Genomic DNA, 21833 nt, shown 5'->3' with positions numbered 1-21833 from the left:
TTACGCTTGTGCCAAGGTGCCAATTGAATGGCGCCGCCAGGGAGTGCTGGATGGTGGATTCTGACGAGCGGGCTAGCGTCGGCATTTCATTGCATGTCTTTGTCACCCGGCTGATCTGGGCCTGCCTGAGTCCGGTGGTGCTGCTCGCCGCCTACCTGGCGTACGCCCGGGTGCAGCAGGTGCAAGCCGATCTGGACCGCCGTGCCGGCAACCAGGCCCATGCCCTGGCCGTCGACGTCGAGCAAGACCTTCATGGCCGCCTCAATGGGCTGCAGATGCTGGCGCGCTCGCCACTGCTCGACAAGCCCGAGGGCCTGCCGTCCCTGTATGAGGAAGCTCAGGGTTTCCGGCAGGCTTTTGGCAGTCATGTGGTGCTGGCTGATCTGCAGATGCAGATGGTCTTCAACACCCGCTCGCCCTATGGCAGCCCATTGCCGCGCCTGCCCAAACCCAAAGGCCGCAGTGCGGTCCAGACGGCACTGGAAACTGGCCAGCCTGCCGTGGGCGACACCTTTGTCGGCCCGGTGGCCCAGCAGCTGCTTGTCGCTGTGGCCCAGCCCGTGCGGCGCGATGAAAAGAATGCCGGGGTGCTCTTGAGTGTGTTCGAGGCCACGCAGTTCCAGCCGCACCTGGACCGGCTGGCCGTGCCCGACGACTGGTCGGTCAGCCTGGTGGACAGCGGCGGCGTGCGCATCGCCCATCGTGGCGCAGCCAGCACGGACGGTGGCAAGCAGGTGAAGGTGCCGGTGGCCAGTACGCCCTGGTTTGCGCTGCTGGAGATACCGAGCTCGATCTATCGCGCGCCCTTGCTGGCGGCGGCGCTCACCTTGTCCATTGCGGTGCTTGGCGCCACGCTGGTCGGCGTGCTCGGCGGTTGGCTGGCCAGCCGGCGCCTGGGGCGTGCGGTGGCGGCGCTGTCGCCGGGTCACGAGGCTGAGCCGGAGGGCCGGCCGGTGGCGCAGATTCGCGAGATCAACGCAGCCAAGGCCTTGCTGGATCGTGCGGCCAGGCAGCGCATCGAAGCCGACGAGGCCTTGCACCGCAGTGCCGAGCGCTATCGCCATCTGCTCGACAACATGCTGGAGGCATGCCAGATCCTGGATCGTGACTGGCGCTATCTCTACCTGAATGCGGCCGCAGCGCGGCAGAACCGGCAGCCGGTCGAGGCCATGCTGGGCTGGCGCATGCAGGAGGTGTTCCCGGGCATCGAGCACAGCGCGGCCTTTTTGCCACTGCAGGAATGCATGGAGCAGGGCAAGGAGTTCCGCGGCGAAGTGGAGTACCAGTTCCCCGACAACCAGGAGCTGTGCTGGTTCGAGCTCTATGTGCGCCGCTCGCCGGAAGGCATCACGATCCATAGCGTGGACATCAGCGAGCGCCGCCGTGCCGAGCAGGCAATCCGCGCAATCAATGCCGAACTCGAGCAGCGGGTGACAGAGCGCACCGCCGAGCTGATGCAGGCGCGCGAAGCCGCCGATGCCGCCAACCAGGCCAAGAGTGCCTTCGTGGCCAATATGAGCCACGAGATCCGCACGCCGATGAATGCCATCATCGGCCTCAACTACCTCTTGCGCCGCGATGCACAAGACAGCACATCGAAGGCACGGCTGGATCAGGTGGGCCAGGCAGCCTCACATCTGCTGCAGATCCTCAATGACATCCTCGACCTGTCCAAGATCGAGGCCGACAAGCTGGTGCTGGAGCAGACCGACTTTTCGCTGCGCGCCCTGCTGGAGCGCTGCCGCTCGCTGCTGGGGCCGCGCGCGCACGAGCAGGGGCTGAGCCTGGAGCTGAACATTGGCGAAGGCCTGCCCGACCTGCTGCGCGGTGACCCGACCCGGCTCAGCCAGGGCCTGCTGAACCTGCTCAGCAATGCGGTCAAGTTCACCGAGCGCGGTGGCGTGACGCTGGGCGTGAGCCTGCTGAGCGTAGGCCCGGCCGATGATGAACTGCAGCTGCGCTTTGCCGTGCGCGATACCGGCATTGGCATGGCGCCCGAGACCTTGCAGCAGCTGTTCCAGGCCTTTGTGCAGGGCGATGCATCAACCACCCGCCGCTTTGGCGGCACGGGCCTCGGCCTGGCCATCACGCAACGCCTGGCCCGGCTGATGGGCGGCGAGGTGGGCGTGACCAGCACGCTGGGGCAGGGCAGCGAGTTCTGGTTCAGCGCCCGGCTGAGACGTGGTGAAGCCATGCCGCAGCCACTCACACGCGCCGGCGACGGCGAGCGGCTGCTGCGCGAGCGCTGCGCTGGTGCTCGCGTGCTGCTGGTCGAAGACAACCCGGTCAACCAGCAGGTCGGACTGGAGCTGCTGCAGGCGGCCGGCCTCAAGGTCGAGGTGGCTGGCAATGGCGCCGAGGCCCTGGTGCTCCTGCAGCCGCCGCAGCGCTTTGACCTCATCCTGATGGACATGCAGATGCCGCGCATGGACGGCCTGGAGGCGAGTCGGCGAATTCGCGCGATAGCCAGTCTGCAAGACCTGCCCATCCTGGCGATGACGGCCAATGCCTTCGGCGAAGACCGTGCGGCCTGCCTGGCTGCCGGCATGAACGACCATGTGTCCAAGCCCGTGGATCCGGCCGAACTCTATGCCGCGCTGCTGCGCTGGCTGCCGGCCACGGCGGGCGATTCCGCCTTGCCGGCACCGGTGCCTGCACCGCCGCCGCCCGAGGCCGAGGCACAGACGCTGGACCAGGTGCTGGGCCTGCGCTATTGCGGCGGCCGGCCCGACGCCTATCGGCGCGTGCTGGAGCAATTCGTCCAGCGCTATGCCGAGAGCGCGGCGGCGATGGAGGTGCTCTTGTCACAGCACGACACGGCCGGTCTCAGTCGCCTGGTGCATTCGCTGCGCGGTGCCTCCGCAACCATTGGCGCGCAACGCCTGCCCTTGCAGGTGCAGCGATTCGAGCTTGCGCTGAAGGAGAAGCCGCAGACCGAATGGCTGGCGGAGGCGAGGGCTCTCGGGCCGGAGCTGCAGGCCTTGCTGAAAGCCGTGCGCGAGCTGCTGGGCCAGCAGTAGGCTCAGTCGTTCGGTTCGCTGTCGTCTTCGACCGCTGCAGCGGCGGCAGCCCGGTCGGCCGCGCGGCTGTCCACGCCCTTGCGGCGGGCCTTGCGATCCGCCAGCTTCTTCTCGCGAGCTGCGTCGCTGGCCTTGGCCGCCTGGCACCAGGCCCCGAACTGTTCGGGCGTTTCCAGCGTGATGCGACCGAGGATGCCCTGGCGGAACTCGTAGATCAGGACCTCGGCAGCCTTCTGCATATTGACGCGGCCGCCACTCATCACCGCGCCGCGCTTGCGGCCGATGGCGGTCAGGAGGCCCTCGTCATCCAGCTCATACGCGGCCGCGCCAAGCTTGTAGCGTTGCTCGATGGCCACCGGGTACTCATGTCGCAGGTACGTGAGCAACTCCAGCGCCACTTCCTCCTCCTCGAAGGCATTGCGGCCGATGGCGCCACTGGAGGCGAGGTTGTAGCCGGTCTGCTCGACGCTGATGCGCGGCCACAGCATGCCGGGTGTATCGAACAGGTAGAAGTCATTCTCCAGCACCAGCTTCTGCTCGACCTTGGTGATGCCGGGCTCGTCGCCGGTCTTGGTCGACTTCTTGCCCATCAAGGTGTTGATCAGCGTGGACTTGCCGACGTTCGGAATGCCGCAGATCAAGACGCGCAAGGGCTTGGCCATGCCGCCGCGGTTGGGCGCCAGCGCGCGGCATTCGGCCGCCAGGGCCTTGGCCGGCGCGACCATCGAGGTGTCGAGCACCATGGCGCGGGTTTCCGGCATGGCCTGGTAATGCGCCAGCCACAGCGCATTGCGCGCGGGGTCGGCCAGGTCCTGCTTGTTCAGGACCTTGAGGCTGGGCTTGGCCTCGGTCAATTCGCGCAGCAGCGGGTTGCTGCTGGAGCCGGGCAGGCGGGCGTCGAGCAGCTCGATCACCACATCGATGCCGCCCTTCATGCGTTCCTTGATCGCGTTGCGGGTCGAGTTCATATGACCCGGGAACCATTGGATCGCCATTGCTGCTCGTCTTCTTTGCTGTGGGGTGTTTGGGGTGTATTGTCTCAGCACCGGATTGCGGGGCCAGGCCTTGCGCCTGAAGTTGCATGCCGGACAATCGCATTCCAATTCAAGATCTGGAGTAGTGCAATTGGCCGAAGAGATGCGCAAGCGCAAGTCGTGGCTTGATGGCTTCATGGCCTACCCGCTGCCCGCGGGGCTGAGCGAAGCTGCGGTGCGGCACAACATCGTGCTGCTGGACCAGTTGCTCTACGAACTGTGGCGCCTCGGTGAGAACCTCGTCTATGCCTGGAGCCCGAGCGGCCGCGGCCTGCGCGTGCTGGTGGCGCCGCACACGCTGCTGACCGAGTACGTGGCCGAGGCGGCCGACGAAGCCGGCCAATGGCGCCGCGCGCAATTGCTCGAGCACCTGATGACGCGGCGCGAGCACCTCTCGGCCGCTGCGCTCGATACCGCCGCCCAGCAACTGGGCCTGAAGCCGCGCCTGATCGAGCTGCCCTTCAACCTGGATGCCGGCCTGGGCCTGCCACTGGTGGCGGCCATCGTCGAGCGCTACGGCATCCGCCTGGTGCAGGACCGGGCCGTGATCCTGCTCGACGCGGTGGGCTTTTCCCTGCTCTCGCCGCTGGAGCAGGTGGTGCAGCTCAATGCGCTGTCATGCTCGGTCAACGCGGCCTATGCCAAGCTGCTGGACCGCGAGATCAACATCAACTTCGCCCGCACGACGACCGGCGACGGCTTCTACATCTGGAACCGCATGCGCGGCATCGCGGCCAATGTGGAGCTGTACCAGCTGATGCAGTTCATCCTCGCTGACAACGCGATTGCGCGCGAGCGGGCGCCGCGCAAGACGACGGTGCCGCAGCTGCGCGCCTGCTTCCATGTCGGCTCGCACTATGAATTCCATCAGAGCGAAGGCCTGAACCCGACCTCGTTCAGCTATGTGGTGGGGCAGGTCACCATCGAGCTGGCGCGCATGGTGGAGCGCGCCTTGCCGGGCCAGATCCTGGTCGGCAAGTTCCGTACGCAGATGCGCGACGAGGCCACCGGCCGTGACGTCGAGATCGACAGCATCGAATTCGTCGAGCGTACTCGCGCCCCGCTGCAGCAGCTGGGTGGCCTGACGCTGGCCGGCGCCGAGATCGATGAAATCTCCTGCTACCTGACCGGCCCGGAAGCACCCGATGGCGCTTACGCGATCAGCGAATACGAGATCGCGGACAAGCATGGGCAGCCGCACCGCGTGTTCAATGCCAAGGTCAACATCCATCGCCGCGATGGCGCGCCCATCTTCCTGGGCCTGCGTGACGAGGACCTGATGGGCTTCGAGGCGCGGGTCGTCTAGCCTGCGTTCAAGGTTCGGCGCTGCGGCGAACGCGTGTCAGTTGTGCAAGCAGGTCGGCGGGCAGGGGCGACCACAAAGGGCTTTGCTCGATCAGAAAGTAGTCCTCCGCCGGCGAGGGCAGCCGGTCCTCGGCCAGCAGGGCGCGCAAGCGCGAATCAGCTTCCTGTCGAGCGCCAATCAGCTGGAGCAGCGAGAGTTCTGCGCCGGCGTCGACAGCGCCGGCCTGGATCCAGCGATGGACCAGCGTTGCATGCCGCAGGCGTTCCGTTGGAGGCATCAGCCTGACTGCCAGCAGCAGGTCCCGGACCCGGTGTGGCGATGGTGCTGCGCTCACGACGTCGGCCAGTGTGAGCAGCTTCTGTCGAACCAACGTCTGGGCATCGTCCTTGCGCCCCATCTCTACCCATTGATGAAGCAGGGGGTAAAGCAGGGACGTGTTGGCTGGCCGGCTGTTCGCGCGCCGCTCCAGCAGTTCGGCCGCCTTTTCATGCGCGCCCTCGGCCCGCAAGAGCATGGCTTGCATCAGTTGGACATAGGCGTGTTTCTGCTCTTCTGGCCCCAGGCCCTGCAGCGTTTCTCTGGCCTCTTTTGGCTGTCCCAGGGCTAGCCGCACATGAGCGAGGCTGAGCCGGGCTTCGATGCCCTGTGGCCCTTGCAGGCGATCAGGAAAGCGCTGCGCCCACTGCAGAAAGGCGCGCGCCCGCGTGGCTGTCAGCGGCAGCAGCTCGATCTCGTCCAGCGGCCGGCTGGCGTACGCCGATTCCAGCAGCAGCGCTTCTTCGAGCTGCCTGCGCGAGGCCGCGGCCTCGCCATTGGCAGCCAGCGCATGGGCCAGGTTGCGCTTGATCAGGCCCGACAGCGGGTCCAGCTCGGCAGCCTGCTTCAAGCGGCGCAGCGCTGCCTCCATGTCGCCGCGCTCGCGGTCCACCTCGCCGCGCCACATCTGCGCATTGGCGTTCTTGGGCGCGGCGGCCAGGGCTCGGTCGAGAAAGCTACCGGCCGCATCAAGATCCTGCTGGCTGAGCTTCAGGAGGCCAAAGCTGGCCAGGGCTTCCGGTAACTCGGGCTGGCGACGCAAGGCCTCGCGCAGCAGAGGCTCGCAGTGCGCCAGCGTGCGCTGCAAGGGCCAGTCGCCATAGAGATGCTGGAAATGGAAGACGTCGCACAGGCCCACATAGGCCGGCGTGAGCCCCGGGTCGAGCTGCAGCGCCTGGCGGAATTTCTGTTCGGCCGCGGCGAGTTGCGCCGGGTCGCGCCGCGACCAGAGCCAACGGCCTTCCTGGTAGGCACGGGCGGCGGGCGTGTCGGCCAGCAGGCCGGCGTCGCCGGCTTGAGGTGGGCGCCAGGCTTGCCAGGCGATGAGTACCGTGGCTGCCAGCAAGGCCAGAGCGGCAAGAGCGGCCAGGCCATGCCAGGCTCGCAGGGCTCGGGGCGGCGTGGCGCCTCCTGGCGCTTGCGGGGGCAGGGCGGCCTGGGCGGCCCTGGTGTCGGCGCTGGCTGGCTGCAAGAGCCGGTAGCCCTTGCCGCTCACGCTGCCGATGTAGCGATAGGGCCGCTCGGTATCGCCCAGCGCCTTGCGCAGTTGCGCCACCGCCTGGTAGACCGAGGCCTCGCTGACCACCACGCCCGGCCAGACGCCGTCCAGCAGCGCTTGCTGGCTCACCGTGCCTTCGCCGGCTGCGATCAAGAGTTGCAGCACGGCCATCAAGCGGGGCTCCAGCAGGCGCTCTTCTTCGGCGCCTAGCAGGCGGTTGCTGCCTGGATCGACCGTCCAGTCGCCCAGAAGCCAGCGCTGCGAGCTGTTCATGCCTGGCCTGCGGAGTTCCGCAAGTCCTTGATTTTCAAGGATTCAAGACGCATTCAGAAAACCTTTCGACAAGCTTCAGAGCAATTCCGGGCGGCTGCCGCCAGCATGCCGGCATTGCAACGAATGCTCCCCAGGACTGCCCGATGAAGAAGAATTGTCCGCTCCAATTTCTCCGTTGCCTGACGACCGGCCTCATGTTGCTGGCGGCCCTGCCGGGCATCGTCCGGGCCGAGGCGCCGGATGTCGGTCGCATTGAGTTCCAGGTGCCCGCCATCGCCGGGAAGCCAGGTTTCCTCACCCGGCTCTGGTACCCGGCCGCGGGTGGCAAGGTGCAAAGAATAGGCAAGAACCTGGTCCGGCAAGGCTATCTGGCTGTACCGGATGCCAAGCCGCTGACAGCGGCGCCGGCCCCCTTGATCGTCATGAACCATGGCTCGGGCGGCTCGGGCGAGGGCATGGCCTGGCTGGGCGTGGAACTGGTCCGGCACGGTGCCATCGTGATCGCGGCCGACCATCCGGGCAGCAGTGGCGGCGACCCGGAGCGGCCGGAGCTTCTGCAGATCTGGCGTCAGCCGCAGGAGGTCGGCCAGATGCTGGACGCCATCCTGGCCTCGCCATGGGGCGCGCGCATCGATCCCCAGCGCATTGCAGTGGTCGGCTTTTCGCTGGGTGGTACGGCGGCCCTGTCGCTGGCCGGCGGCCGGCTGGATTTCCAGCGCTTCCCGCGCTTCTGTGAGAGCCATGACGACGGCGCCTGCCGCGCTTTCCGTTCGCGCTTCGCGAGCCTGGATGCCGACTTTTTCAAGCATGCCAATGCCGACCTGAGGGAGCCACGCATCCGCGCTGCCGTGGCGATTGCTGCCGGGCTGACCGAATCGCTGACCGAATCCTCGCTGCAAGGCTTGAAAACGCCGGTGCTGTTGATCAGCGGCGAGCGCGACGGCCAGCTGCCGCCGGCCACCCACGTCAAGCCGATTCTTGGCTGGCTGCCAACTCACAGCCGCTATGTCGAGATCCAGCAAGCCTGGCACTTCAGCTTCCTGCCCCTGTGTGCGCCCACCGGCGTGGCAGTGCTGGCTGAAACCAACGAGTCATTTGCCTGCGAGGAGGCCGGCAAAAAACCGCGCGAGAAGATCCATCAGGAGGTGACGGCCGCCACCCTGCAGTTTCTGCGCGAGCAGCGCATACTCGCGCCGCTTTGAACCTGATCGCCCAGCAGATCGCCGCCGTGGCACAGGCCGGCGTGAGTGCCGTACCCACGCCGCACAAGGCCTGAGAGCTTGAGGGCCTGCGGCCTTCAGCAACGCGCAGCGGCCTGCAATTGCGCGCGCAGGCCCTGGGTCAGCGTCGTCAGCAACTGCTCCTGCACCTCGGCGCTGAGGGTTTGCTGGGCCAGGTGCTGCAGCAGCACTGGCTCGGCCAGGCGGAAGTAGAACGCTTGGTGGAACAGCGAGAAGGCCAGCGCGCGCACCGGCAGTGAATCGGCTTCACCGCCACAGATCAGGGCCACGGCGGCGCGCACCTGCTGGCGGCCGGGCTGCAAGGCCTGGCGGAAGATCTGGCCCGTGGTGTCGGCCGGGTCGGCCTGGCTGCGCAGGAAAAACTGCACCCAGCTCTGCGGCAACTCGCCGCTCAGGATGTTGCGGGCCATGCTCAGCATGAAGGCGATCACGGCCTCGATCAGAGCTTCGGTGCCGCCATGCTGCTCGGTTGCCAGCCGCAGCGCTTGCAGAGGCGCGGCCTGGTCGGTCTTCAGACGCCCGGCCAGGAACTCGGCCGCGGCGCGGTAGAGCTCTTCCTTCGAGGCGAAGTGATAGGGGATGGCGGCCAGGTTGACGCCGGCATGGGCCGTGAGCATGCGCGTGGTCGCCAGTTCATAGCCTTGGGCGCCGATCACTTCCAGCGCGGCCTGGATCAGCTTCTGCCGCGTCTGTTCGCTGCGGGTGGGCTTGGGGCAGTCCTCGATGAGCATGCGCCATGCTGGTGCGACCCGGCCCGCAGGTCAATCAAGGGATGCCCCGTGAATACAACAAGGGCCGCGATGGCGGCCCTTGGATCAGGATTCAGCCCCTCCGTGCAGCACACGGCCTGGCCTTCGTCGTGCTTCGGACAAACCGCAGGGCTTGTCCTCGGTCACGACTCAGTCTTCATTGCGGAAAACCAGCTTCACTTCAGCGGTCTGCTTTTCGCCCGAACCTTCGTACTTCCACTCCAACAGGGCGGCGGTGACGGCCTTGTCGAAGACGCGCTTGGGCTCGGCTTCCAGCACGGTGACCTTGCTGACCTTGCCATCGGCATCGATGGCCAGTTCGGCCTTGACGCTGCCGTTGGAGATGCCCTTCTGGGCGGCTTCGCGCGGGAACTCCGGCGGCACCTTCTTGACAATCTTGGGTGCGGCGGCGTGGGCAGAGAGGGCCAGGCTCAGGGCGGCGGCGAAGGCGAAGAACTTGGAGACTTGCATGACGATGACTTCTTGGTAACGGTAGAGAGAGAAGAGAGAGATCTGTAGAGAGAAAGATCTGTAGAGAAAGCGGGCCTGGATCAGGCGGCGGCCGAGCGGAAGAAGCCCACGGCATCCAGCAGGCGGCTGGAGCTCGTCTTCAGCGCGTCGGTCGAGCGGCTCAGCTCGTCGACGAGCGTGGTGTTTTGCTGCGTGGTCTTGTCCAGCTCGTTCATGGCCTGGTTGACCACGCCGACGCCCGAGGCCTGCTCCTGGGCCGAGTGCGAGATTTCTTCGATCAGCTGACCCATGTTGTTGACTTCGTCGACGACCGAGCGGATGGTCACGCCGGCGTTGTTCACCAGGGTCGTGCCGTTCTCGACCTTGTCGGTGCTTTCCTGGATCAGGACCTTGATTTCCTTGGCGGCAGCGGCCGAGCGCGAAGCCAGGGCGCGCACTTCGGTGGCCACGACAGCGAAACCCTTGCCATGCTCGCCGGCACGCGCCGCTTCCACGGCGGCGTTCAGCGCCAGGATGTTGGTCTGGAAGGCGATGCCGTCGATCACGCCGATGATGTCGCCGATCTTCTTGGAGCTGGTGCTGATCTCCTGCATCGTCGAGACGACTTGCGATACCACGGCGCCACCGGCCGAGGCCGATTGACGGGCCTTGGTGGCGATGCCGGCGGCCTTGCGGGTCAGCTCGCTGGCGCCGCTCAGGTTGGCCGCAATCTGTTCCACCGAAGCGGCCGTGTTCTGCAAGCTGGCAGCCGAACGCGAGGTGCGGTCCGACAGGTCGACATTGCTGTCGGCGATGAGGTTGGAGCTCTGGGCCACTTCGCCGGCAGCGGTGCTGACGCTGTGGACCACGCCGCTCAGGGCCATCTGCATTTCATGCATGGCATGCAGCATCTGCGCCAGCTCGTCACTGCCTTGGGCGTCGATGTGCTGGGTCAGGTCGCCGGCGGCAATCGCCTCGGCGGCGGCCTGGGCCTTGCGGGCCGGAACGACGATGGAGCGAGCGATCACGATGCCGCCGCCCAGGCCGATCAACACGGCGACGAGCACCAGGAAGGCGGTCACGTAGATCGACTTCTGAGCGACATCGCTACCGGCCACGGCCAGGTCGCGGGCGCTTTCGAACTGCAGGTCCACGAGGCCCTTCAGGTCGTTCTGGTAGGCCTGCTGGGCCGGACGCACCACGGTGATCAGGCTTTCGCGGGCCTCATCAGGGCTGCCGGCTTCCTGCACCTTCAGGAACTTCTGCAGCGAGGAGAAGAACTCGGCCTGGTGCTCGCGCACGGCATTGAGGATCTGCTTTTCCTTGTCGCCGGCGAGCATTTCGGCCAGGCTGGACAGCTGCTTTTCGCTGTCGGCTTGAGCGGTCTCGAGGGCGGCCTTCTGCTTCTTGATCTGGCGTGCTTCGTCGAGCAGCAGCAGGTCGCGGGAAGCCCGGGCGATGACGTTCACATTGCCTTCCAGGGCATTGGCGGCGGCAATCTTCACCAGGCTGGAATTGGCGGTGCTGTTCAGGTCATTGGCCAGGCGATTGGAGTTCGCTGCGCCATAGGCGCCAATGGCAATCAGCAGGACGATCAGCAGCAGATAGCTCAGGCCCAGGCGCATGCTGATGCGCAGCTTGGAAAGCAGGTTCATCTAGGGAATCCCTCAGACTGTCAGTGGTTGGCGTGCCTTGCGCGGACCGGATGGTCGCTGGCACTTGGCGTAAGAAGAAGTTTCAAGCCAGATGCACCAAAACTCGTGAGTGCACATCGCTGGTCCTGTGAAGGATTGCCAAACGTGGGGATGGGTAATCCCTAGTTTGGGCCTCAACCCCCTGACCGCGGGCTTGCAGGCGTCAGAGTCAGGGCCGCGGACGGCTTCCAAAGATGGCCGAACCGACGCGCACCATCGTTGCACCTTCGAGGATGGCGGCTTCCATGTCGGCGCTCATGCCCATGGAGAGGGTGTCCATGCTGAGGCCCAGCTGTCGATTGGTGCGGGCCATCAACTCCGCCAGGGCGCGGTGCGGCAGGCGCTGTGCCTGCTCACCCTCAGCCGGCGCCGGAATCGCCATCAGGCCGCGCAGCTGCAGCCGCGGCAGGGAGGCGACGGCACGGGCCAGCTCGGGGAGATCTGCCGGCACGACGCCGCTCTTGCTGGCTTCGCCACTGATATTGACCTGCAGGCAGACCTGCATCGGCGGCAGGGACGCCGGCCGCTGCTCTGACAAGCGCTGTGCCAGCTTGAGACGGTCGACGCTGTGCACCCAATCAAAGGCCTCGGCCACGCCGCGGCTCTTGTTGCTTTGCAGCGGGCCGATCAGATGCCACTCGAGGCTGGAGCGCAGATCGGCCAGCTCGGCAATCTTGTCCAGGCCCTCCTGCACATAGTTCTCGCCGAAGCGATGTTCGCCCGCGGCGTGCGCCTCCCGCACTGCGTCCCCTGGAAACGTCTTGCTGACCACCATCAACGTGACGCTTTGCACGGGTCGCGAGGCAGCCGTGCAGGCCGCGTCGATACGGTGGTGGAGCTGATACAAGTTGGCAGCGATCGTGGCCATAATGCTTCGACGTTTTCGGAGTAGCCCGACCAATGGACATCACCCAACTGCTGGCATTCTCGGTCAAGAACAAGGCCTCGGACTTGCATCTCTCTGCCGGTCTGCCACCGATGATCCGCGTGCACGGCGATGTGCGCCGTATCAACGTCGAGGCGCTCGACCATCGCGCGGTGCACGACATGGTGTACGACATCATGAACGACTCGCAGCGCAAGGCCTACGAGGAAACGCTGGAGGTCGACTTCTCATTCGAGATTCAGGGCCTGGCGCGTTTCCGGGTCAATGCCTTCAACCAGAACCGCGGCGCCGGCGCCGTGTTCCGGACCATTCCGTCCAAGATCCTGACGCTGGAGCAGCTGAACGCGCCCAAGGTCTTCGCCGAGCTGGCCTTGAAGCCGCGTGGCCTGGTGCTGGTGACCGGCCCCACGGGCTCGGGCAAGTCGACCACGCTGGCAGGCATGGTCAACCACCTCAACGAGAACGAATACGGCCACATCCTCACCATCGAGGACCCGATCGAATTCGTCCATGAATCCAAGAAGAGCCTGATCAACCAGCGCGAGGTCGGCCCGCACACGCTGAGCTTTGCCAACGCCTTGCGTTCGGCGCTTCGTGAAGACCCGGACGCGGTGCTGGTCGGCGAAATGCGCGACCTGGAAACCATCCGGCTGGCACTGACCGCGGCTGAAACTGGTCACCTGGTCTTCGGTACGCTGCATACCTCGTCCGCGGCCAAGACCGTGGACCGTATCGTCGACGTGTTCCCGGCGGCGGAAAAGGAAATGGTCCGCGCCATGGTGTCGGAGTCGCTGGTGGCGGTGATCTCGCAGAGCCTTTGCAAGCTGAAGGATGGCAGCGGCCGGGTGGCTGCTCACGAGATCATGCTGGGCACCTCGGCCATCCGCAACCTGATCCGCGAGAACAAGGTGGCCCAGATGTACTCGGCCATCCAGACCGGCAATGCCATGGGCATGCAGACGCTGGACCAGAACCTCACCGACCTCGTTCGCCGCAACATCATCTCGCCGGCCGAGGCCCGCTCCAAAGCCAAGTTTCCGGAGAACTTTCCGGGCTGAAGCCCGGAAAGTTCGACGTCACTCATATGGCGTCAGCCATGTGAGTGACGGCAAAATTTGCCCCCGCAAGTCACGAACCGAAAGAGCACTTCATGGAACGCGACCAGGCCTCGAAATTCATCAACGACCTCCTGCGCCTGATGGTCTCGCGCAAGGGCTCCGACCTGTTCCTGACGGCCGACTTTCCGCCGGCCATCAAGGTCGATGGCAAGGTCACCAAGGTGTCGCCGCAGCCACTGACCGGCCAGCACACGCTGCAGCTGGCGCGTTCCATCATGAACGACAAGCAGGCGGCGGAGTTTGAGCGCACCAAGGAGTGCAATTTCGCGATCTCGCCGCAAGGCATCGGCCGTTTCCGTGCCAATGCCTTCCTGCAGCAGGGCAGCGTGGGCCTCGTGCTGCGGACGATTCCGGCGACGCTGCCGACAATCAAGTCATTGGACCTGCCCGACATCCTGCGCGAAGTGGTGCAGACCAAGCGCGGCCTGGTGATCGTGGTGGGCGCCACCGGCTCCGGCAAGAGCACGACGCTGGCCGCCATGATCGACGAGCGCAACGAGACGACCTACGGCCACATCATCACGATCGAAGACCCGGTCGAGTTCGTTCATCCGCACAAGAACTGCATCGTCACCCAGCGTGAACTGGGCATCGACACCGACAGCTGGGAAATGGCCCTCAAGAACACGCTGCGCCAGGCGCCCGACGTGATCCTGATGGGCGAGATCCGCGACCGCGAGACGATGGAACACGCAGTGGCGTTTGCCGAGACAGGCCACCTCTGCATGGCCACGCTGCACGCCAACAGCGCCAACCAGGCGCTGGACCGCATCATCAACTTCTTCCCGGAAGAGCGGCGCGCGCAGCTCTTGATGGACTTGTCGCTGAACCTGCGCTCGCTGATCTCGCAGCGGCTCCTGCCACGTCAGGAAGGCAAGGGCCGGGTGGCAGCGGTCGAGATCCTGCTCAACACGCCGCTGGTGTCCGACATGATCTTCAAGGGCGAGGTCAGCGAGATCAAGGAGCTGATGAAGCGCTCGCGCGAGCAAGGCATGCAGACCTTCGACCAGGCGCTGTTCGACCTCTACGAGAACCACAAGGTGAGCTACGAAGACGCGCTGCGCAATGCCGACTCGGTGAACGACCTGCGACTGCAGATCAAGCTCAACAGCGAGCGCGCGCGCAGCGGCGACCTGAGCTCGGGCACCGAACACATGACCATTGTCTGAGGCCGGCCGCATGAGCAACCGCAGCTACGAAGCCATCACTCCGCGCCGTGTCGCCTTCCTCGGACTGGGCGTGATGGGCCACCCGATGGCCGGCCACCTGGCGCGCGCCGGCCATCATGTGACGGTCTACAACCGCACGGCCAGCAAGGCCGAAGCCTGGGCCGAGGAGTACGGCGGCTCGGCCGCGCCCACGCCGGCTGCGGCTGCGGCAGGCGCCGACATCGTGTTGGCATGCGTGGGCAACGACGCTGACCTGCGCTCGGTGGTGCTCGGTGAAACCGGCGCCTTCAAAGGCATGAAGCGCGGCGCGATCTTTGTGGACCACACCACGGCTTCTGCCGACGTCGCCCGCGAACTGCATGGCGAGGCCTTGCGCCTGGGCCTGAACTTCATCGACGCGCCGGTGTCCGGTGGTCAGGCAGGCGCCGTGAATGGCCTGCTGACCGTGATGTGCGGCGGCGATGCCGAGCCCTTCGAAGCGATCCAGCCTGTGGCGATGGCCTTCTCGAAAGCTGTCACCCGCGTGGGCGAATCGGGCGCCGGCCAGTTGGCCAAGATGGTCAATCAGGTCTGCATTGCCGGCGTGGTCCAGGGCTTGGCCGAAGCGATTGCCTTCGGCCAGAAAGCGGGCCTGGACATGAAGCAGGTGCTGGACGTGATCGGCAAGGGCGCCGCGCAGAGCTGGCAGATGGACAATCGCGGCAAGACCATGGTGGACGACCAGTTCGAGTTCGGCTTCGCCGTCGACTGGATGCGCAAGGACCTGGGGCTGGTGCTGGATGAAGCCCGGCACAACGGCGCCAAGCTGCCGCTGACCGCCCTGGTGGACCAGTTCTACGCCGATGTGCAGGCCATGGGCGGAAGGCGCTGGGATACGTCCAGCCTGATCCGCCGACTGAAGTGATCAGTCTTTTTCCTTCGGAGGTGCTTTCGGCGTCATCCGCGCCAGCTCTTCCTCGCTGATCAGCTCGAACATCTTCACGACCTTCTTGACGCCGCTGACGGCGCTCGTGATCTCGGCGGCGCGGCTGGCTTCGCGCTCGGTCACGCGGCCGAGCAGGTAGACGTTGCCGCGTTCGACGACGACGTAGAAGGCATTGGCGAGCAGGTCCTTGGATTCGACCAGGCGACCCTTGACCTTGGTGGCCAGCAGGCTGTCATTGGCGCGGCTGGTCATCGAGCTGGTGAAGGTGACTTCCAGCTCGTTGATGACCCCACGCACGTTCTCGATCTTGCCGACCACGACCTCGGCCTTGCTCTTGTCGGCCTCGCTGGCCACTTCGCCGGTCAGCAGCACCATGCGGTTGTAGCTGTTGGCATTGACATGGGCGCGATCCGGCAGGTGGTGGCGCATGTTCTGGCCGACCTTGAGCTCGATGCTTTCGTCTTCCAGCTGCATGCCCGAGGTGCGGCGGTCGGTGGCGACCAGGGCGCCGCCCATCATGGCGCCGCCCACGATCAGAGGCGCACAGGCCGTGCTCAGCAGGGCGCTGGCGAGAACGGTGGCCAGCAGGGCGCTGCGGCGTGCTTGGTTCTGGATGCTCATGTGGGGATTCGTCCCTTGAAGAATTGGGTGGGTTGTCACTCGCCGCTGCCCAGCAGCTGCAGGTCGATCGCGTCGCACAGGCAATGTGCCAGCAGGCGCTGGCCTTCGGCCACTCGCGCCGGCCGGCTGTGCGGCAGGCGGATCTGGACATCGGTGTCGAGCAGCGCACTGCGCCACTCGTCGTCCTGGCTGCCGCTGAGCGCGATCACGGTCATGTCCTGCGCATGGGCCGCTTCCAATAGGGGTGCCAGCTGAGCGCGCGGGGCACCTTGCGACTCGAACAGCAAGAGCAGGTCGCCGGGGTGGCCCAGCACCTGGATCTGGCGGGCCAGCGCAGCGCCGGCATCGGCAGGCGCGCTCATCTGCAGCTGGCCATCGAGGAAAAGTGCGGCCAGGCCGGGTCTATCCTGCTCGAAGTGGCCGCTCAGCAGTGCGGCCATGTAGCGCGCATCCAGCGAGGACAGGCCCAGGCCGCAGCAAAGCACGCGGTTGCCGGCCGTGATGCCGTCAACCAGCAATTGAGCGGCGTCGGCCACCGGCCGCGAGAGGCTTTCAGCCACCTGGTACAGCAGGTCGGCGCTCTCGAAAAACTGTTGTTGGATTCTTTGCTCAAGCATTGGCTTGCATCATACCGAGGCATCGAATGCGGCCTGTAACCAGTCGAGTCGCTCGCCATCGAGCGCGAGCACGTCGAAGCGGCAGGGTGGCGGCGTGATCAGGCGCAGCAGGTAATGGCGCGCGGCCAGGATGATGCGGCGCTGCTTGGCGTAGCTCACGCTCGCCGCTGCGCCGCCGTGCGAACTGCTCGCGCGGGCGCGCACCTCGACGAAGACCAGGCAGCCGTCTGGCGTGCGCATGATCAGGTCGATCTCGCCGCCCCGCGCGCACGGCCCGCGTGCGACCCGATAATTGCGCTCCACCAGCTGCAGCCCCTGGCGCTGCAAATACTGCAAGGCGCGGTCTTCCGCCGCGTCGCCGCGCCCCTTCGGAGAGCCCCACTTGAGCATTGCCCCTGCCTCCCTGATGCTGCAAGCCGCAGAGGCTGCGGCCGGCGCTCAGCAGTATCCCGCCGCCTGCCTGTATCTGGTGGCCACGCCCATAGGCAATCTGGCGGATATCAGCTTGCGCGCGATCCAGGTCCTGTCGCTGGTCGATGCGGTGGCCTGTGAAGACACCCGCGTCACAGCGGGGCTCCTGCGACATCTGGGCCTGCACAAGCCGCTGCTCAGCCTGCATCAGCACAACGAGCATGAAGCTGCTGCAGGCCTGGTCGCGCGCTTGCAGGCGGGCGAGCGGATTGCCTATGTCAGCGATGCCGGCACGCCGGCTGTTTCCGACCCCGGCGCTGCGCTGGTGGCTGCGGTGCAGGCTGCGGGCCTGCGAACCCTGCCGCTGCCCGGCGCCAGCAGCGCGACAACGCTGATGAGTGTGGCTGGTGATGCGCAGGCGAGCGGCTTCCGCTTCGTCGGCTTCCTGCCGCCCAAGGGGCAGGAACGGCGCAGGCGCCTGCAGGCCCTCGTGGGCGCAGACCACAGCCAGGTGCTGTTCGAAGCACCTCACCGTATCGAGGATCTCTTGAATCTGCTGGCCGAGCTGGCGCCGCAGCAGCGCGTCACGCTGGGCCGGGAGTTGACCAAGCAATTCGAGACGGTGCATACGGCGCTGGCCGCCGAGCTGCCGGCCTGGTTGGCAGCCGATGCCCAGCGAGGGCGCGGCGAGTTCGTGCTGGTCTTGCATGCGGCTCCTGCCGCCGAATCGGCCGAAGAAGAGCTGCCCCTGCTGGCGCGACGCTCGCTGGAACTGCTGGCGGCCGAGCTGCCCTTGAAGCAGGCGGTTGCGCTGGCCGCAGAGATCAGCGGCGCGCCGCGCAACCAGCTCTACGAACTGGGGCTGGCGATGAAGAAGGCCCGCGAGGCCTGAATCGGCTGTCCTTTCAGTCGCGGCGGGCCTCTGCGCCTGGTTCATTGCCCCGGGGCGCTGGCAGACTTTGCGTTGTGCTTGGCGTGATGGATGTCCTTGCTCGCGCCTTCCTGCATCTTGTGCAGGCGGCGGCGCTCATGCCGGGTCACCGTGCCATCGGCCTTGGCCTTGTCCTCGGCCTTGTTGATGACGTGCTGCTCTTTCTCGAGCCGCCGGGTCTCGCGCGCCGTCAGGCTGCCGGAGGCTGCGCCCTGGGCAATGCGCGCCTGCTGATGGGCTTCACGCTGGTCGACGCGCGGCGTGGCCGGCGTCGTCGTGGGCGCAGTGGCTGCGGGAGCCTGCGCTTGGCTCAGGGCACTCAAGCCAGCAAAGCCGAGCAGGGCGATCAGGCGGATGTGACGGTTCATCAGAGGCTCCTTGGTTGGGGCGGGCAGCGCTGAATTGCGCGTGGCCAAACAACGCCATACCCGTGAGCTCGCCGACCGCACGAGGTGTAAAGAATCGTGAAAGCGCAGACCGTCGCGCGGGCAGCCGGTTCCAGCACTGACATCCGGTCGCCCCCCGATTGCGCCTGGTTTTCGATCATCCGGCAGGGGCTTTCGCCGCTCCTACAATGGCCCGATGATCGCTCGCGAACCCACCCTGGCCCGTCTCATCACGGCCCGCAGCAAGCTGCTGGAACCCTTCGGCCTCAGCGATGAGAGCCTGGCGAAAGCGTTGCGCCTGATCACCGAGCACCGGGTGGACGACGCCGACCTGTATTTCCAGACCACGCGCTCCGAGGGCTGGAGCCTGGAAGAGGGCATCGTCAAGAGCGGCAGCTTCTCGATCGACCAGGGCGTTGGCGTGCGCGCCGTTGCTGGTGAGAAGACGGCCTTTGCCTATTCCGACGACATTTCCGAAGCGGCGCTGCTGGATGCAGCTCGCACCGTGCGCACCATCGCCGCGGCGGGCCAGAGCAAGCGCGTGAAGGTGCCCAGCACGCCAGTCGTGCCGGGCAGCCGCACGCTTTACGGCGAGTCCGACCCCATCGCCAGCCTGGACAGCACCGAGAAGGTGAAGCTGCTGGAGCGCGCCGAGCGCATGGCCCGCGCCAAGGACCCGCGTGTAGCGCAGGTGATGGCCGGCCTGGCTGCCGAGCATGAAGTCGTCTTGATCGCACGCGCCGATGGCACCTTGGCCGCCGACGTGCGTCCGCTGGTGCGCCTTTCCATCACCGTGATTGCCGAGCAGGGCGAGCGCCGCGAGGTGGGCAGCGGTGGTGGTGGCGGCCGTTTCGGCCTGGCCTATTTCACCGACGAGATGATTGCCTGCTATGTCGAGCAGGCAGTCACCGCGGCGCTGACGAATCTGGAGTCGCGCCCGGCCCCGGCCGGCGAGATGACCGTGGTGCTCGGCCCTGGTTGGCCCGGCGTGCTCCTGCACGAGGCCGTCGGCCATGGCCTGGAAGGGGACTTCAACCGCAAGGGATCGAGCACCTTTGCCGGCCGCATCGGCCAGCGCGTGGCTGCCAAGGGCGTGACGGTGCTGGACGACGGCACCATTCCCGACCGGCGCGGCTCCCTGAACATCGACGACGAAGGCTGTGCCTCGCAGCGCAATGTCCTCATCGAGGACGGCATCCTGAAGGGATATATCCAGGACGCGATGAATGCCCGCCTGATGCGTGTGGCGCCCACCGGCAATGGCCGGCGCGAAAGCTATGCCCATACGCCCATGCCGCGCATGACCAACACCTATATGCTGGGGGGCGACAAGGACCCGCAGGAGATCATCGCGAGCATCAAGCGAGGCCTCTATGCCACGAACTTCGGCGGTGGCCAGGTCGACATCACCAGCGGCAAGTTCGTGTTCTCCGCGAGCGAGGCCTTCTGGGTCGAGAACGGCAAGATCCAGTACCCGGTCAAGGGTGCGACCATCATCGGCAACGGCCCGGATGCGTTGACGCGAGTCAGCATGATCGGCAACGACATGTCGCTCGATACCGGCGTGGGCGTCTGCGGCAAGGAAGGCCAGAGCGTGCCGGTGGGCGTGGGCCAGCCGACGCTGCGCATCGATGCCTTGACGGTGGGCGGCACCGCCTGATTGGCAACGCTGACTTGCCATAGCGTGAAGGCTGCATCGGCCGGAGCGCGTGCTACATTCAAGCCATGCTTTCGCTGAAGTCCTACTTTTTTGCGTTTTTTTGGTTCTCGCACCGCACCGGCGGCGGAGAGGCAAGCGCGTAAGCAGGCAAAGCGAACAAGCAAACCGAATCTCCAAAAACCGCCGGGCTCAAGACCCGGCGGTTTTTTTTCGCCGCTTGAGCCCCGCCATAGCTTTTTAGTCAGCCCACACGGAAAGAATCCAGTCCATGAACGCCAAGACCTCGACCCAGGCCGATCGCTGGTACTCCCCGCAGGACAAGACCAGCCAGACCGACGACCAGCGCATCCGCGACGTGACGCCGCTGCCGCCGCCGGAGCACCTGATCCGCTTCTTCCCGATCAGCGGCACGCCGATGGAGCAGTTGATCACCGGCACGCGCCAGAAGATCCGCAACATCATGGAACGCAAGGACGACCGGCTGCTGGTCGTCATCGGTCCCTGCTCGATCCACGACCCGGCCGCCGCCCTGGAATACGCCAAGCGCCTGATGGTCGAGCGCGAAAAGCACAAGGACACGCTCGAGATCGTCATGCGTGTCTATTTCGAGAAGCCACGCACCACGGTGGGCTGGAAGGGCCTGATCAACGACCCCTATCTCGATGAGAGCTACCGCATCGACGAAGGCCTGCGCATCGCGCGCCAGCTGCTGCTGGAGATCAACCGGTTGGGCATGCCGGCGGGCAGCGAGTTCCTCGACGTGATCTCGCCGCAGTACATCGGCGACCTGATCGCCTGGGGCGCCATCGGCGCGCGCACGACGGAGAGCCAGGTGCACCGCGAGCTGGCCTCGGGCCTCTCGGCGCCGATCGGCTTCAAGAACGGCACCGACGGCAATATCAAGATCGCCACCGATGCGATCCAGGCGGCGGCGCGTCCGCACCACTTCCTGTCAGTGCACAAGAACGGCCAGGTCGCCATCGTCGAGACCAAGGGCAACAAGGACTGCCACGTCATCCTGCGTGGCGGCAAGACGCCCAACTATGACGCCGCGAGCGTGGATGCGGCCTGCAAGGACCTGGTCGCGGCCAAGCTCGATTGCGCCTTGATGGTCGACTGCTCGCATGCCAACAGCAGCAAGCTGCACACGCGCCAGCTCGACGTGGCCCGCGACATCGCCTCGCAGCTGACTGCAGGCCGCCAGCAGATCTTCGGCGTGATGGTCGAGAGCCACCTGAACGACGGCGCCCAGAAATTCAGCCCTGGCAAGGACGACCCGAGCAAGCTCGAGTATGGCAAGAGCATCACCGACGCCTGCCTGGGCTGGGACGACTCCTTGCAGGTGCTGGACATCCTGAGCGAGGCAGTGCGTGCACGCCGCGCCAACTGACTCACAATCAATGTGTCCCAACTGCAGGATCACGGCATGCGCAAGCAAGTGAAGCTGGTGTTCGGCCCAGGCAAGGAAATCGACCTGGCCGTCGAGGCCGAGGAGGTCTTGTCATTCGAAGCATCGCGCCAATGGCTGGACGAGCAATTCGTCCGCCTGGGCTGCGAGCCGATGCGCGGCTCGGGCAAGGTGCTGGTGGCGGACAAGATTCTTGGTGTGGCTGCGGCGCTGGGCCCTGAGGGCTTCAAGGACGCCGCCGTGGCGCTGGACTACGCCCGTGCGGCCAGTGGCGCCTTGAGCAAGGCCCTGCTGAGGGTCGATGTGCCGAAGCAGACGCTGTCGTACTGAATAATTCCGCCCTTGAAATGCGCCGCGGCGTCCCCAGGTGGCTGGGCGCCGGCGGCGCTGCTGCCTTTAC

20 protein-coding genes are annotated in these 21833 nt (G+C 66.0%); 10 read left to right on the top strand and 10 right to left on the bottom strand.

Annotation, left to right across the window (positions count from 1 at the left end; translation table 11 throughout):
• Positions 1-50: 50 nt before the first annotated feature.
• Positions 51-3020 (top strand): response regulator, encoded by a 2970-nt coding sequence (locus tag V3596_RS12830; RefSeq protein WP_334278148.1) that lies wholly within the window; start codon positions 51-53, stop codon positions 3018-3020.
• 2 nt (positions 3021-3022) lie between these two features.
• On the opposite strand, the gene ylqF is transcribed toward V3596_RS12830, so the two are convergent.
• Positions 3023-4015: a ribosome biogenesis GTPase YlqF gene (gene ylqF / locus V3596_RS12825; protein ID WP_334278147.1), complete on the bottom strand. Its 993-nt coding sequence runs from the start codon at positions 4013-4015 to the stop codon at positions 3023-3025.
• A gap of 124 nt (positions 4016-4139) precedes the next feature.
• On the opposite strand from ylqF, the gene V3596_RS12820 reads away from it, so the two are divergent.
• Complete coding sequence (locus tag V3596_RS12820; protein WP_334278146.1) at positions 4140-5360, top strand: hypothetical protein; 1221 nt, start codon at positions 4140-4142, stop codon at positions 5358-5360.
• A gap of 7 nt (positions 5361-5367) precedes the next feature.
• Here the strand turns inward: V3596_RS12820 and V3596_RS12815 are convergent, their stop codons facing one another.
• Complete coding sequence (locus tag V3596_RS12815; protein WP_334278145.1) at positions 5368-7167, bottom strand: tetratricopeptide repeat protein; 1800 nt, start codon at positions 7165-7167, stop codon at positions 5368-5370.
• Between the two features lie 143 nt (positions 7168-7310).
• On the opposite strand from V3596_RS12815, the gene V3596_RS12810 reads away from it, so the two are divergent.
• Complete coding sequence (locus V3596_RS12810) at positions 7311-8369, top strand: alpha/beta hydrolase family protein (protein ID WP_334278144.1); 1059 nt, start codon at positions 7311-7313, stop codon at positions 8367-8369.
• Between the two features lie 95 nt (positions 8370-8464).
• Here the strand turns inward: V3596_RS12810 and V3596_RS12805 are convergent, their stop codons facing one another.
• The 4 genes from V3596_RS12805 to V3596_RS12790 form a co-directional block, all read right to left on the bottom strand.
• Positions 8465-9139, bottom strand: a complete 675-nt coding sequence (locus V3596_RS12805) for a CerR family C-terminal domain-containing protein (RefSeq protein ID WP_334278143.1) — start codon at positions 9137-9139, stop codon at positions 8465-8467.
• A 168-nt stretch (positions 9140-9307) separates the two neighbouring features.
• Positions 9308-9628 carry an energy transducer TonB gene (locus V3596_RS12800; protein ID WP_334278142.1) on the bottom strand — a complete coding sequence of 107 codons (321 nt, stop codon included), beginning with the start codon at positions 9626-9628 and terminating at the stop codon, positions 9308-9310.
• A gap of 80 nt (positions 9629-9708) precedes the next feature.
• A complete protein-coding gene (locus V3596_RS12795; protein ID WP_334278141.1) occupies positions 9709-11262 on the bottom strand; it encodes a methyl-accepting chemotaxis protein in 1554 nt (517 codons plus the stop codon).
• Between the two features lie 208 nt (positions 11263-11470).
• Entirely contained in the window at positions 11471-12169 is a 699-nt protein-coding gene (locus V3596_RS12790; RefSeq protein ID WP_334278140.1) for a YggS family pyridoxal phosphate-dependent enzyme, read from the bottom strand.
• Positions 12170-12201: 32 nt separating this feature from the next.
• Here V3596_RS12790 and V3596_RS12785 point away from each other — a divergent pair, with 32 nt between their 5' ends.
• The 3 genes from V3596_RS12785 (at position 12202) to V3596_RS12775 (ending at position 15378) form a co-directional block, all read left to right on the top strand.
• A complete protein-coding gene (locus tag V3596_RS12785) occupies positions 12202-13245 on the top strand; it encodes a type IV pilus twitching motility protein PilT (RefSeq protein WP_334278139.1) in 1044 nt (347 codons plus the stop codon).
• A gap of 92 nt (positions 13246-13337) precedes the next feature.
• Positions 13338-14474, top strand: coding sequence for a PilT/PilU family type 4a pilus ATPase (locus tag V3596_RS12780; protein WP_334278138.1), 1137 nt, complete (start codon positions 13338-13340; stop codon positions 14472-14474).
• A 10-nt stretch (positions 14475-14484) separates the two neighbouring features.
• The gene (locus V3596_RS12775) at positions 14485-15378 is read left to right on the top strand and encodes an NAD(P)-dependent oxidoreductase (protein WP_334278137.1); all 894 of its coding nucleotides are present in this window, start codon (positions 14485-14487) and stop codon (positions 15376-15378) included.
• Here the strand turns inward: V3596_RS12775 and V3596_RS12770 are convergent, their stop codons facing one another.
• The 3 genes from V3596_RS12770 to V3596_RS12760 are packed head-to-tail and all read right to left on the bottom strand — an operon-like array spanning position 15379 to position 17027.
• Positions 15379-16020, bottom strand: coding sequence for a BON domain-containing protein (locus tag V3596_RS12770; protein WP_334278136.1), 642 nt, complete (start codon positions 16018-16020; stop codon positions 15379-15381).
• 35 nt (positions 16021-16055) lie between these two features.
• On the bottom strand, positions 16056-16637 hold the full coding sequence (locus V3596_RS12765; protein WP_334278135.1) for an SIS domain-containing protein: 582 nt from the start codon (positions 16635-16637) through the stop codon (positions 16056-16058).
• 9 nt (positions 16638-16646) lie between these two features.
• Complete coding sequence (locus V3596_RS12760; protein ID WP_334278134.1) at positions 16647-17027, bottom strand: YraN family protein; 381 nt, start codon at positions 17025-17027, stop codon at positions 16647-16649.
• A 16-nt stretch (positions 17028-17043) separates the two neighbouring features.
• Between V3596_RS12760 and rsmI the strand changes: the two genes are divergently transcribed.
• The gene (rsmI, locus tag V3596_RS12755) at positions 17044-17940 is read left to right on the top strand and encodes a 16S rRNA (cytidine(1402)-2'-O)-methyltransferase (protein ID WP_334278459.1); all 897 of its coding nucleotides are present in this window, start codon (positions 17044-17046) and stop codon (positions 17938-17940) included.
• A gap of 41 nt (positions 17941-17981) precedes the next feature.
• Here rsmI and V3596_RS12750 read toward each other — a convergent pair whose 3' ends face one another.
• Complete coding sequence (locus V3596_RS12750) at positions 17982-18347, bottom strand: hypothetical protein (protein ID WP_334278133.1); 366 nt, start codon at positions 18345-18347, stop codon at positions 17982-17984.
• A gap of 214 nt (positions 18348-18561) precedes the next feature.
• Between V3596_RS12750 and tldD the strand changes: the two genes are divergently transcribed.
• From tldD to V3596_RS12735, 3 genes are all read left to right on the top strand, one after another.
• The gene (tldD, locus tag V3596_RS12745) at positions 18562-20025 is read left to right on the top strand and encodes a metalloprotease TldD (RefSeq protein WP_334278132.1); all 1464 of its coding nucleotides are present in this window, start codon (positions 18562-18564) and stop codon (positions 20023-20025) included.
• A 268-nt stretch (positions 20026-20293) separates the two neighbouring features.
• The gene (locus V3596_RS12740) at positions 20294-21415 is read left to right on the top strand and encodes a 3-deoxy-7-phosphoheptulonate synthase (protein WP_334278131.1); all 1122 of its coding nucleotides are present in this window, start codon (positions 20294-20296) and stop codon (positions 21413-21415) included.
• 36 nt (positions 21416-21451) lie between these two features.
• On the top strand, positions 21452-21763 hold the full coding sequence (locus V3596_RS12735; protein WP_334278130.1) for a hypothetical protein: 312 nt from the start codon (positions 21452-21454) through the stop codon (positions 21761-21763).
• The last annotated feature ends 70 nt before the right edge of the window (positions 21764-21833 follow it).

It is taken from the genome of Roseateles microcysteis (genome assembly GCF_036880965.1).
Classification (GTDB): Bacteria; Pseudomonadota; Gammaproteobacteria; order Burkholderiales; family Burkholderiaceae_C; genus JAUASW01.
This window is presented reverse-complemented; position numbering and strand designations above follow the sequence as displayed.

Bases quoted from the DNA above. Each gene is read 5' to 3' on its own strand.
- V3596_RS12775 (WP_334278137.1), top strand. From the start codon at position 14,485: ATGAGCAACCGCAGCTACGAAGCCATCACTCCGCGCCGTGTCGCCTTC.
- V3596_RS12735 (WP_334278130.1), top strand. From the start codon at position 21,452: ATGCGCAAGCAAGTGAAGCTGGTGTTCGGCCCAGGCAAGGAAATCGAC.
- V3596_RS12790 (WP_334278140.1), bottom strand. From the start codon at position 12,169: ATGGCCACGATCGCTGCCAACTTGTATCAGCTCCACCACCGTATCGAC.
- V3596_RS12805 (WP_334278143.1), bottom strand. From the start codon at position 9,139: ATGCTCATCGAGGACTGCCCCAAGCCCACCCGCAGCGAACAGACGCGG.
- V3596_RS12760 (WP_334278134.1), bottom strand. From the start codon at position 17,027: ATGCTCAAGTGGGGCTCTCCGAAGGGGCGCGGCGACGCGGCGGAAGAC.
- V3596_RS12780 (WP_334278138.1), top strand. From the start codon at position 13,338: ATGGAACGCGACCAGGCCTCGAAATTCATCAACGACCTCCTGCGCCTG.
- V3596_RS12830 (WP_334278148.1), top strand. From the start codon at position 51: ATGGTGGATTCTGACGAGCGGGCTAGCGTCGGCATTTCATTGCATGTC.
- V3596_RS12770 (WP_334278136.1), bottom strand. From the start codon at position 16,020: ATGAGCATCCAGAACCAAGCACGCCGCAGCGCCCTGCTGGCCACCGTT.
- V3596_RS12795 (WP_334278141.1), bottom strand. From the start codon at position 11,262: ATGAACCTGCTTTCCAAGCTGCGCATCAGCATGCGCCTGGGCCTGAGC.
- V3596_RS12740 (WP_334278131.1), top strand. From the start codon at position 20,294: ATGAACGCCAAGACCTCGACCCAGGCCGATCGCTGGTACTCCCCGCAG.
- ylqF (WP_334278147.1), bottom strand. From the start codon at position 4,015: ATGGCGATCCAATGGTTCCCGGGTCATATGAACTCGACCCGCAACGCG.
- V3596_RS12815 (WP_334278145.1), bottom strand. From the start codon at position 7,167: ATGAACAGCTCGCAGCGCTGGCTTCTGGGCGACTGGACGGTCGATCCA.
- rsmI (WP_334278459.1), top strand. From the start codon at position 17,044: ATGCTGCAAGCCGCAGAGGCTGCGGCCGGCGCTCAGCAGTATCCCGCC.
- V3596_RS12800 (WP_334278142.1), bottom strand. From the start codon at position 9,628: ATGCAAGTCTCCAAGTTCTTCGCCTTCGCCGCCGCCCTGAGCCTGGCC.
- V3596_RS12810 (WP_334278144.1), top strand. From the start codon at position 7,311: ATGAAGAAGAATTGTCCGCTCCAATTTCTCCGTTGCCTGACGACCGGC.
- V3596_RS12750 (WP_334278133.1), bottom strand. From the start codon at position 18,347: ATGAACCGTCACATCCGCCTGATCGCCCTGCTCGGCTTTGCTGGCTTG.
- V3596_RS12765 (WP_334278135.1), bottom strand. From the start codon at position 16,637: ATGCTTGAGCAAAGAATCCAACAACAGTTTTTCGAGAGCGCCGACCTG.
- tldD (WP_334278132.1), top strand. From the start codon at position 18,562: ATGATCGCTCGCGAACCCACCCTGGCCCGTCTCATCACGGCCCGCAGC.
- V3596_RS12785 (WP_334278139.1), top strand. From the start codon at position 12,202: ATGGACATCACCCAACTGCTGGCATTCTCGGTCAAGAACAAGGCCTCG.